Below are 11,041 nucleotides of genomic sequence, written 5' to 3' on the forward strand. Positions count from 1 at the left end.
TGAGCTTGAGACAGGTTTAATGGAGCCAGCGTGCAGGCACGAGCACGAGGTCTGGAAACAGGACCAGCAGGAACAGCACAATCGTTTCGGCGATCAGGAACGGCCAGACCCCGGCCGTCACCTTGCCGAGCGGAATGCGCGCTACGCCGCTGACCACGTTCAATACGACGCCGACCGGCGGAGTGATGAGGCCGATGGAGTTGTTCATGATGAACAGCACCCCGAAATAGACCGGATCAATTCCCGCCTGCTTGACGATCGGCATCAGGACCGGCGTCAGGATCAGGATGGTCGGCGTCAGATCGAGCGCCGTGCCGACGACCAGCACCAGGATCATGATGGCGAACATCAGCAGCATCGGACGGTCGATCAGTGGCTCGATATAACCGACGATCTCGGACGGAATATTGGCGGCGGTGATCAGCCACGAGGACACCAGTGCCGAAGCCACCAGGAACATGATGACCGATGTGGTCTTGGCAGCCTGCAGGATGACGTGCGGCAGTTCGCTCGGTTTGAGCTCGCGATAGATGACCATGCCGACGAAGAGCGCATAGGCGGCGGCAACCACCGCAGCTTCGGTCGGCGTCATGATGCCGGCCTTGATGCCGCCAAGAATGATCACCGGCATGCCGAGCGCCCAGGCGGCCCTGCCGGTCACATGCAGCCGCTCGCTCATCGGCGCTTTCGGTAACGGCTGGACCTTGTCCCGGCGCACGGTGATCAACCAAGCGATGACCAGCGCAACGCCCATCAGGATGCCGGGAAAGATGCCGGCGAGGAAAAGCTGGGTAATCGACACGTTGGCCGCGACGCCGAATACGATAAAGGCCATCGACGGCGGAATGATCGGCGCGATAATGCCGCCCGCCGCTATAAGACCGCCGGAACGGGGCACGTTATAGCCAGCCTTCGCCATCATCGGGATAAGGATGGCGGCAAGGGCTGCCGTATCGGCAGCGGCCGAGCCCGAAATGCTGGCCATGATGACGGCTGCCATGATCGCGACAATGCCGAGGCCGCCGCGGATATGGCCGACACAGGCAATCGCGAAATCGATGATGCGGCGCGACAGGCCGCCGGAGTTCATCAGCTCACCGGCCAGGATGAAGAATGGAATGGCAAGCAGGGTAAAGGTGTCGACACCGGCGATCATGTTCTGGGCGATGATCTGGGTGTTGAACATGTCCATGTACCACATGAGCACGACGCCGCAGAACATCAGTGAGAACGCGACGGGCACGCCAATCGCCATGGCTCCGAGAAGCGATACGATGAATACGATAAGTGTCATCAGGTACGCTCCGCCATCTGCTCGATCGTCAGGTTTTCACCGGCAAAGATGCTGATCTCCTCCGCCGTCGCGCGGCCGGTGACATAGCGGAACAGCCGCTCCAGCGCGATCAGCGACAAGCCGGCGCCGGTAAACAGGCCGATGCCGTAGACCCAGATCATCGAAATGCCGGTCACCGGCGCGCTCATGCTGGCGTTGATCTCGAACTGCTGCCAGGTCCCCCAGAAAAAGATCATCGAGCAAGCGAGGATGATGAGGTTAGACAGGATCATGCAGACCAGCCGGCCCTTGCGGCCGAAAAGCGCCACGACACTTTCGACGCCAAGGTGACCATGTTCGCGAAAGGCGACGACTGCGCCGACGAAGCTCAGCCAGACGAAGAAGTAGCGGGACAATTCCTCGGAGACGGACATGCCGGAATTGAAGGCGTAGCGAAGAACCACATTGGCAAACACCATGATCGCCATTGCTGAAAGCAGCAGGATCAATAGGACTTCCAATGCCTTAAAAAATAGATCGATTGCCTTTTGCATATTCCCCTCCCGAATTCCTACAAGAGCCCTTGCCGGTTGAGCGTCTTCGTCACCGTCGACAACCTCAAATTCCGCTCCGGGCATTTGCCCCGATGATCCGCTTCATCGATCAGCGGCTCAAGCGGCAGGCTGGACGTCACGATGCGGTTTCCTATTTGATATGCGATCAGCCTCTCCTCCATCGCAAAGACCTCTCCAGCGCTCCCTCAATTGTCAGGATGTCTGACAACCCTCCACCTGCGGTATCTCTAAAGACAGTTTTACCCGCTGTCCAGCGGCCCTTGGCCTGTTTCAGGAAATCGCTGGATCGATCCAACTTGAGCCCCGGCCGACACCCCAGTAAACCTCCAATTGAAGGTCGAGGCGGCTTGCCGCGCCGTGGAGATGATGGCGCATCGCTTCCCGGGCACGGACCGGATCGCGGCTCGCGAGGGCGTCGCGGATCGCGACGTGTTCGGCGATCGTCACCTCGACGATTTCCGTCAATACGGCTGCCTCCCGAGCCGTATTGATGGCCAGGTGAATTCGCTCCGCGATGAAACCGATGAATAGCAGGAAGTATTCGTTATGCGTGGAAGCCGCGATCTGGCGATGAAAGGCGAGGTCGGCGAGAATGCCTTTTTCGGTCCACTTCTCGCCGCCCGTCATCTGCTCGAGCGCTTCGTCGAGCCTCACAAGGTCTTCGTCCGTATGATTGACGGCGGCGAGACCGGCAGCTTCGATCTCCAGTGGCAGCCTCAGCTGAAACAGGCTTTGAAAACTGGTTCGGTGGGCGAGATTGCCCTGTTCGATGCGAATCGAATGGCGGTGCTCGATATCGGTGGCGAACGCTCCGACACCCTGCCGGGTCTCGACCAGGCCCTCATTGCGAAGCTGCGCGATCGCCTCGCGCACGACAGACCGGCTGACGCCAAAGGTCTTTGCCAGAATATGTTCGGTGGGCAATTTTTCGCCGGCCGTTATCCGGCCGTCGCTGATCTCGCGTCCGATCTGCGACGCGATCCGGGCGGGCAGGTGTTCGTTTCGTCTGATCTGGCTGAAGTCCATTACCACGGCGCCGGCTCTCCCCTTGTGACGCTCTTCTACGACTTCCCGGTAAAATTCAACTGGCAGCCCGGGTTCATCACCATGTCAGGATCGATGGCATTCTTGATAGCCGTCAGCAGTCGGCGCTTGGTTTCGGGGAGGCGGGCATCGAAATCCGCCCGCTTGAGCCGGCCGATGCCATGTTCGGCGCTGAGGCTGCCGTGGAAACGATCCAGCACCTGGTTCAGGATCGTTTTCGACTGATAGATCCTTTCGAGCCGCTGCTGATGGGGCAGTTCCACGGACGGCAGAACGTTGAGATGAACATTTCCATCTCCGACATGACCGTAGGAGACACAGACGCAATCGGGCAGCGCTTCGTGGATCGCCTTTTCGGCCTCGGCGACAAAGGAAGGTACCTTGGAGAGCGGAACCGAAACGTCGCTGCGCATATGAACTCCACGTTTCGCCTGACCCTCGTTCATTCCTTCACGAATCAGCCAAAGGTTTCTCGCCTGCGCCTGTGACGAGGCAATCGCGCCGTCGACGACGATGCCATCTTCCATGACCCCTTCGAGGAACCGCTGCATCAGGTTGTCGATATCGACGAGCCCGGAACCGGATACCTCCATGAGGACATAGCAGGGATAATCGGTCGCCATCGGGATCGGCAGGTCCGGAATGGCCTCACGGGCGAGCGTGAAGGCAAGGGGCGGCATGAATTCGAAGGCGGACATCAGGTCGCTGCAGTCGCGCCGGGCACGGCGATAGAGGGTGATCGCATCCTCCAGGGATGCGAGACCGACAAGGGCGGTCGCAACCTGATCCGGATTGGGCGTCAGCTTGATCGATGCGGCTGTGACGATGCCGAGCGTTCCCTCGGCGCCGATGAAGAGCTGCTTTAGATCTATGCCGCGATTGTCCTTCCGGAGCGTTGAAAGCCCGTCGAAAATCGTGCCGTCCGGCAGCACGACCTCCAGGCCCAGCACCAGTTCGCGCGTCATGCCGTATCGGAGCACGTTGATGCCGCCGGCATTGGTCGAGATATTGCCGCCGATCCGGCAGCTTCCCTGCGCACCGAGGGCCAGCGGAAAGAACATCCCCTGCGCGGCGATCGCCTCCTTCAGTTCCCACAGGATGCAGCCCGCCTCGACGACGGCGGAGAAGTCCTCGGCGTCGATCTTGCGGATGCGGTTCATGCGTTCCAGGCTGAGAACGACCTGTCGCTCCGGCATATCCGGGATAGCGCCCAGCACCAGGCCGGTATTGCCTCCTTGCGGGACAATCGCGAGGCCGAGCTCACGGCAGGCTTTGACGCAAGCGGCCACGTCTTCCGTCGACCGCGGCCTGAGGACGGCAACCGCCGAACTGGTGACGTCCCCGTGCCAGTCGCGACAATATCGCGCCATCGCATCCGCATCCGTCAAGACAAGGTCTTCGCCAAGCATCGATCGCAGGAGGAGGCGATGCTCTCCGGACGGGTCAGTTTGCAGGCTCGTCATTCTCGGTGGTTCCTTCGGAAGATCCGTCCCTTGGCTGGATAGTTTGATTTGCTCTGCGCCTTGTCCCGGCGCACAACTATCCTGTTTTCAACCGAAGCATATAAGGTTATCAGACAACCGTACAATATAAATATTGGCGTATCCGGGCAGTTGTCGCCTCGGGTCGAGACGGGAGGAAGCATGCATATTCTGATCATAGGCGCGGCCGGGATGGTAGGCCGCAAACTGACGGCGCGTCTCATTGCGGAGGGCGGCATTCTCGGCAAGCCGATCGACAAGCTGACCCTCGTCGACGTCGTGAAGCCCGAACACCCGCAGAGTTTTTCCGGGTCCGTGGTGACGAGCGACGCCGACCTCTCGATGCCGGGCGAGGCTGAAAAACTCATCAAGACCCGCCCCGACGTGATCTTCCACCTTGCCGCGATCGTTTCGGCGGAGGCTGAACTCGATTTCGAAAAGGGCTACCGGGTCAACCTGGATGGCACCCGCTACCTGTTCGATGCGATCCGCCTCGCAAATGGCGAGGACGGCTACAGGCCGCGGGTCGTCTTCACGTCGTCCATCGCTGTCGCGGGTGCCCCGCTGCCATTCCCCATTCCCGATGATTTCCACCTGACGCCGCTCACCAGCTATGGCACCCAGAAGGCCATTTCAGAGCTGCTTCTTTCGGACTACACCCGCCGCGGTTTCTTCGAGGGCATCGGCATCCGGCTGCCGACCGTGTGCATCAGGCCCGGCAAACCCAACAAGGCCGCATCCGGCTTCTTCTCGAACATCCTGCGGGAGCCGCTGATCGGGCAGGAGGCGATCCTGCCCGTGTCGGATGACGTGCGCCACTGGCATACATCGCCTCGCTCGGCCGTCGGATACCTCGTCCATGCGGCGAATATGGATCTCGATCAGGTCGGCCCGCATCGCAATCTTTCCATGCCGGGCGTCAGTGCGACCGTCGGCGAGCAGATCGATGCGCTCCGCCGGGTGGGGGGCGAAAGAGCGGTAAACCTCATTCGTCGGGTACCGGACGAGATGATCATGAGAATGGTTGCGGGCTGGGCGCCCGGTTTCGAGGCAAAACGCGCCACCGCCCTCGGCTTTACTGCGGAGAAAAATTTCGACGAGATCATCCGGGTCCACATCGAGGATGAGCTCGGAGGCTGCGCGTGATGAGAAATCCGCGCGGCGACTAAAGGGTTTGTCCTTCAAAACGAACGGTGGCCTTCGCTCAGATGTCCGAATGTTTCAGAGCGAGGCCGCTGCCGACACACCCCGATCGTCAGATCATCAGGGGCAGCGTCGATTATCGCCTGGCAGTTGATTGTGAGAGCGCAGCAACTTTGCGGATTTGAACGGGATTTTCACGATTGGCTGCCATGCGACATCTCATGTTCGTAAAGCTGTTCCATGCTTAAGGTTGCCACTTCGGCAAAGGGCGTCTGATTGCGGACGCGGCCGGCACCAAGAATGACAACCTCGTCGCAGAAGGAAATGGTGCTGTGATGATGGCTGACAACGATCGTGGTGCGGCGCCCGGCTCTTAATTTCAACGTCTCCACGATCGATGCCTCGGACAAGCCGTCCATGGCATTCGTGGCCTCGTCGAGGATCAGGATTTCCGGATCGCGGACCAGAGCTCTTGCCAAGGCGATCCGCTGTCGTTGACCGGCAGACAGGCTCGCTCCCCGGTAGCCGACGACAGTTTCATATCCGTCAGGCAGCTTCTCGATAAATTCATGCGCCTCGGCAAGTCTGGCCGCGCTTTCCGCCGCGGGAAGCGAGGCCTCGTGGCCGTAGACGATATTCTCGAAAATGGTGCCATCCACCAGTTCAAGATCCTGGCTGGCAAGCGCAATCTGTCGGCGCCACGCAGCGGGATCGATTTGGTCGAGTGGAATGCCGTCGACAAGAATATTCCCCCGATCAGGCTCCACAAACCGGCATAGGAGATTGACGATCGTGCTCTTGCCGGCGCCCGACCGTCCGATAATTGCCGTCGAGCGGCCCTGGCGAATGTCGAAGCTTACCGAATGCAGGACCACGGGCCGTGTGCTGGAACCCGGATACCTGAATGTCACCTGGTCGAACTTGATCTGCCGGCGGAGCCCCTGGATGGGGTGGCTACCCTGGGGCGCCGCTGGTTTGTCGGAGGAATCCAGCAGCCATCCGACTTCTTCCAGCGCCCCACTCCATCCCTGAATCTGGCTCCAGGCCATCTGCAGCGCGCGGACATGCGGTTGTAGCCTATAAAGCAGGACGACAAAAGCCACGATGACCGGGAAACCGACCCCAACCCGCCATGCGCTGACAACCACACCCAGAAAGAGGGCGGAATGCAGGACTTCGGTTAGCGGTGGGAGAGCTGCCTGGCGGCTGTTAAGAACGAAACCCGCCTTTCGCACGGCATTCGAAGCCCCATCGAAGATCGTTCCTTCACGCCGTTCCTGCCCGAATGCGCGGACGAGGCGCCCGGCATGAACGAGGTGAAGCATCCTCGCGGCAAGTTCACTGTTGAACGACGTGACGTTGCGGCTCGGGCCCTTCAGGCCTGCCGATAGCAAAGCATGGATGGCCTGGATCAGGACAAGCCCAAGTGTGACACACAGCGACATCTGCCACGAAAGAAGCAGCAGAAATGCGAGCAGGATAACGGCCGCCGATGCATTCACGATCGCCGCAAGGATGGTCTGGACCGCATCCGAGGCCCGCCAGGACTCGTTGGAGATGATGTTCAGCAGCCGCCCCGGGCTTTGTTGCAGGAAGAACGGGTAGCCGATCGTCAAAAGCTGGTCGGCGAGACGGTTCCGGATCGAATGGCCGGCCTTGCCGTATATGAAATTGGCAAGCACCGCGTTGGCAAAAGCCAGCACGTTCTTCACGGTGATCAATCCGAGAATGGCGGCCGCGATGACGATCAGCCGGGTCTGATCGTCCAGCCCGGTTCCCACCCGCTGAAAAACGGCGGAAAGGCCGGCCATTCCCGAAGCATCATTTTCACCGGCAATGATGCTGAGCATGGGGATGACAAGACCGATGCCGGTGCCTTCGAGAACGGCGCTGCTCAGTCCCAGGATGACGACGATAGCCAGCAGGCCGGTGTTTTTCCCCAGAGCGTTGCGCAGGAGGTGAGAACTCGATGTGAGGACATCTAGCATGGCGGCGATTCCCGTTGCGGGCGGGGCAGACGGCTGGTCGTACCGGGATCCGCCTGTTTGGGCCACCGAATGGCAAGCAAGGCAAACTTGGCTGCTCCGACCAGGTTCATGCCCACGATCGTCAGGTGGGAGAGGGAAATCTCCGGATCGAAACGGTAGCCGCCGAACAGTTCGCGCCAGGCCGATCGGGTCGTCCAGCAGAAATGACGAAGCAGCCAGGGAGCCTTGAACGCATGCTTGATGCAAAGACCGCCGTTTCCAAGGCTGTAATCCCGGTGAAGTTGTTCGATTGCATCGCGTGTGGTTCGCCCGTGAAAATGCTGGACCGTCATGTCGGGAACATATTCGATTGGAATGCCGAGTTGATAGGCACGGACGAGGTAATCCGTGTCTTCTGCGGACCGTAGCGGGCCGCCGGCCCCGAACCGTTCGTCAAAGCGCCCGATGCGGGCTGCCGCTTCTCGATGCATGGTCATGTTGCAGCCAAGCACGAACCCGCCGGGATGAACATCCGGCGTGAAACGGGCCCGGAATCGCGACCGCTTGATTGTGAAAGGCAGATCGTGCGGGCTGCCGAGATCGACGCGGCCACCCCGGACAATACATCGCTCACCGGCCGAATAATGTCGGCTCAGATCCTGGAGGTACGTGCTCTCGATGACGCAGTCATCATCGATAAAGATCAGAAGCCTGCCTCGCGCCCGCTCCATTCCCGTATTGCGCGCGGCAGCAAGGCCAGGCCGCAGTTCCACCATCCATCTGACGGGAACAGCGGATTTCGCCGCGATACGGGATAAACGCGTGGCTGTATCGTCGGTGGATCCATTGTCGACCACCACCAGTTCGCAGTTTAGGGAACAGGCTTCGCAGGCGGCTTCGATCGAGCTGATACATGCCTCGAGCGCGGCTGCCCTGTTGCGGGTGCAGACGATAAAGCTTGCATCGATGGGGTGACCCCCATCGGGGGACAAGGGGGGATGCTCCCTGGACATCAGGCGAGCCCTCGAAGCGGCAACACCGTCTTGGCCGGCACCGATTGATAGTACCTTGCCACCCCATCGAGCCTCCGGATCGCCTCTTCCGACATGCGGCTCAACCAGGGCGCAGCGACGGCGGCTCGAAGGCCATAACGCTCCCGCCGTCGGATGACGTCCCATTTTCCCGTTCGCATAAGAAATGCGTGGGTCAACTCCGGACGTTGCTCATCGGCAATGAATTGGTAGAGGAAATAGAAGAAGCACAAGGCGCCCTCTGCGTAGCTGCGAGCGCTCGCACCAACTTGCTCGGCGACCTTTTCTTCGATCGCGAGCACGCAATCGGCGGCTCGGCGCACCGTTTCCGGCGTAACGGCTGCGCCGATAGCAAGAAGAGCACCGGGATCGTCGTTAAGAGCCTCGCGTTCGAGGTTCTCGGCGACGATCTTCAGGTGCGTTCGGCGCATTTGTCGCCTGTGCTTGTTGGTAACGCTGTCGCTGTGGATACGATAGGCGATCAGGGCCTCGTCGATCATCGCCGCCGGAAACGCGCGGGTAATGCGCCTGAAGAGATCGAAGTCCTCCGCATGGACATAGCTTGCGTCATAAACCAGCATATCTTCCGGAATGATCTTGCGATTGTACATCACCGTCGAATGCAGGAAGATCGTGAAGAACAGCGACAGTATGTGCCAATCTCCTGACTGATAAATGGGATTTGGCGTGCTGCGCACGACGCGGTTGCCGAGAAGCCGATCGACTTCCGTTCCGCAGATCGCAAGCTGGGGCTGCTGCTCAAAGAGTGCGACCTGGCGGGAAAAGCGGGTTGGATAGGAGATATCATCCGCGTCCATTCGGGCGATCAGGTCACCTCTAGCCAGGGCGATGCCCTCGTTCAAGGTCGCGATCAACCCGCGGTTCTCGCGTGAGACAATGCGAACGCGATCGTCAAGCTTCTGATATCGGCGCAGAATATCCAGCGAGAGATCGTTCGAGCCGTCGTCGATGGCGACGATCTCAAAGCGCTTGTAGTCCTGGCGCAGAATGCTCTCGACCGCCGCAGCGAGATAAGGTTCGCCGTTGTAAACGGGCAATACGACGGAGATCAGCGGGGAGGACATCGTTCGACTCGCAATGGCGTGGCAATTTGAAGTTCCTGTACTTGCCCAGCCTTCGAAATGGCTGTGGCAGACGGCGCGTCATACGTCGGTTGAAGCCTTCTTTGGGGGACGTATGGGAAATAGCGCTTGAACTGGTTAAGTGGTTTTTCGAACGCCAGCCACGAGATCGCCGCCAATGCCAACGTTCCCGTGGTTCCTAAGATGAGGCGTCCGAAACCCTGTTCCGAGACGTTGAACGGAATCCACGGCTGTGCGCTTACGACGAAGGAGAGGACGATTGGATGGAACAGGTAAACCCCGTAGCTGACACGTCCGACAGCGGTCATCGGGGGCAATTCCAATAGACGGCCGGGAGTTCCCCGCAGGCCCGACGAAGAGTATCCGACCAGGGCAGTGAGCGGTATAAGAGGAAGAACCTCCAAGCCGATCCAATTCATCCAGGCGAGCGTCGGTGACAGTGGGAGCGGTTTCAGCCACATCAAAATGGCTGTTGCAACAAGCAAGGGTGCCGAGCTTAGCCGCATCCAGCGCGGCAATGTCTGAGATCGCGCTCGATGGAGCGCAAGGAGCGCGCCGGCCACCAGGGCGTCCATCGACGCCGGAGGAAGGAGATCCCGCGCGAGCGAAGGGGTCCCCGTGAACGGCCAATAGAACCGATAGGCAAGCGAGCATGCGATGAGAGCCATGCAGATCGGCTCAAGCCAGCGGCGCGGGGCGAGCAGGATGACGAGCGGCCACACGACGTAGAACTGCTCTTCGATGCTCAGGCTCCAGGTGTGACAAAGTACCCAGGGCGTCCATTCATCGCGAAGGGCATACCAGAAATTCGAGAGGTAAAGGGCATGCCATTTGATGCTGCCGCGCGCCTGCTCGAGATTGACTAGCCAGACGAAGCTCAGCACCGCAAAGTACGGCGGAAATATGCGTAGCGCCCGGCGAATATAGAACGATCCTATCGCGGTGCGTGGTTCGAACTGGGCGGTAGAGCGCGCTTCCAGCAAAACTCGCGTTATCAGGAAGCCGCTGAGGACGAAGAACAGGCGTACGCCGATATGGCCCCAATGCGACCCGTCGGCCGCGAAAAAATGCGCGTATAGAACCATTGAGATGGCAAGAGTTCTAAGACCATCCAATTGTCGGTCGCGTGCATGAAGCATGGAGCCCCCAGTTGAGCAGAACTTGTGATAACTCCCGCTTCGCTTGTATTTTGCCGCCGTGCTTTGTTTGGAACCCCGAAAACCTATTTTTGCAGTTCGAAAAGTTCAGGCAAAATCCGACCAAACTGTGGCCGACACCGCGATTCAGACTTTAGCCCCGCAGCAGGCCAGCCTTTAGTCCTACTTCCAGCCGCCGAGTTTAGCGGGCCGCGCCTCTTGAGGATCCGAGGCACGAGCGGGCCGCAACATTTCTTAATGCGACTACACAGTGCGGCTCCTCCCCAT

At 59.8% G+C, this 11,041-nt stretch carries 9 protein-coding genes; 1 reads left to right on the forward strand and 8 read right to left on the reverse strand.

All coding sequences use genetic code 11. The annotated features are described in order from the left end of the window. Positions 1-16: 16 nt before the first annotated feature. The 4 genes from MOV61_RS03295 to MOV61_RS03310 form a co-directional block, all read right to left on the reverse strand. On the reverse strand, positions 17-1,294 hold the full coding sequence (locus MOV61_RS03295; RefSeq protein WP_247135537.1) for a TRAP transporter large permease: 1,278 nt from the start codon (positions 1,292-1,294) through the stop codon (positions 17-19). Further along, entirely contained in the window at positions 1,294-1,827 is a 534-nt protein-coding gene (locus tag MOV61_RS03300) for a TRAP transporter small permease (protein WP_247135539.1), read from the reverse strand. Before MOV61_RS03300 ends, MOV61_RS03295 begins: the two co-directional genes overlap by 1 nt. Before the next feature lie 291 nt (positions 1,828-2,118). Beyond that, positions 2,119-2,874, reverse strand: coding sequence for a FadR/GntR family transcriptional regulator (locus MOV61_RS03305; protein WP_247135577.1), 756 nt, complete (start codon positions 2,872-2,874; stop codon positions 2,119-2,121). Between the two features lie 35 nt (positions 2,875-2,909). Beyond that, positions 2,910-4,355, reverse strand: a complete 1,446-nt coding sequence (locus tag MOV61_RS03310) for an FAD-binding oxidoreductase (RefSeq protein ID WP_247135540.1) — start codon at positions 4,353-4,355, stop codon at positions 2,910-2,912. Between the two features lie 180 nt (positions 4,356-4,535). On the opposite strand from MOV61_RS03310, the gene denD reads away from it, so the two are divergent. Continuing rightward, positions 4,536-5,519, forward strand: a complete 984-nt coding sequence (gene denD / locus MOV61_RS03315; RefSeq protein ID WP_247135542.1) for a D-erythronate dehydrogenase — start codon at positions 4,536-4,538, stop codon at positions 5,517-5,519. Between the two features lie 191 nt (positions 5,520-5,710). Here the strand turns inward: denD and MOV61_RS03320 are convergent, their stop codons facing one another. Genes MOV61_RS03320 through MOV61_RS03335 form a run of 4 tightly spaced genes read right to left on the reverse strand, consistent with a single transcriptional unit; the run spans position 5,711 to position 10,756 of the window. Next, complete coding sequence (locus tag MOV61_RS03320; RefSeq protein ID WP_247135544.1) at positions 5,711-7,504, reverse strand: ABC transporter ATP-binding protein; 1,794 nt, start codon at positions 7,502-7,504, stop codon at positions 5,711-5,713. Next, positions 7,498-8,496: a glycosyltransferase family 2 protein gene (locus tag MOV61_RS03325; protein ID WP_247135546.1), complete on the reverse strand. Its 999-nt coding sequence runs from the start codon at positions 8,494-8,496 to the stop codon at positions 7,498-7,500. The genes MOV61_RS03320 and MOV61_RS03325 overlap by 7 nt, the downstream gene beginning before the upstream one ends. Further along, positions 8,496-9,599 carry a glycosyltransferase family 2 protein gene (locus MOV61_RS03330; protein ID WP_247135547.1) on the reverse strand — a complete coding sequence of 368 codons (1,104 nt, stop codon included), beginning with the start codon at positions 9,597-9,599 and terminating at the stop codon, positions 8,496-8,498. Before MOV61_RS03330 ends, MOV61_RS03325 begins: the two co-directional genes overlap by 1 nt. Continuing rightward, complete coding sequence (locus MOV61_RS03335; protein WP_247135549.1) at positions 9,584-10,756, reverse strand: acyltransferase; 1,173 nt, start codon at positions 10,754-10,756, stop codon at positions 9,584-9,586. Before MOV61_RS03335 ends, MOV61_RS03330 begins: the two co-directional genes overlap by 16 nt. Between the last annotated feature and the right edge of the window lie 285 nt (positions 10,757-11,041).

This window comes from Neorhizobium sp. BETTINA12A, assembly GCF_023006485.1.
GTDB lineage: Bacteria > Pseudomonadota > Alphaproteobacteria > Rhizobiales > Rhizobiaceae > Neorhizobium.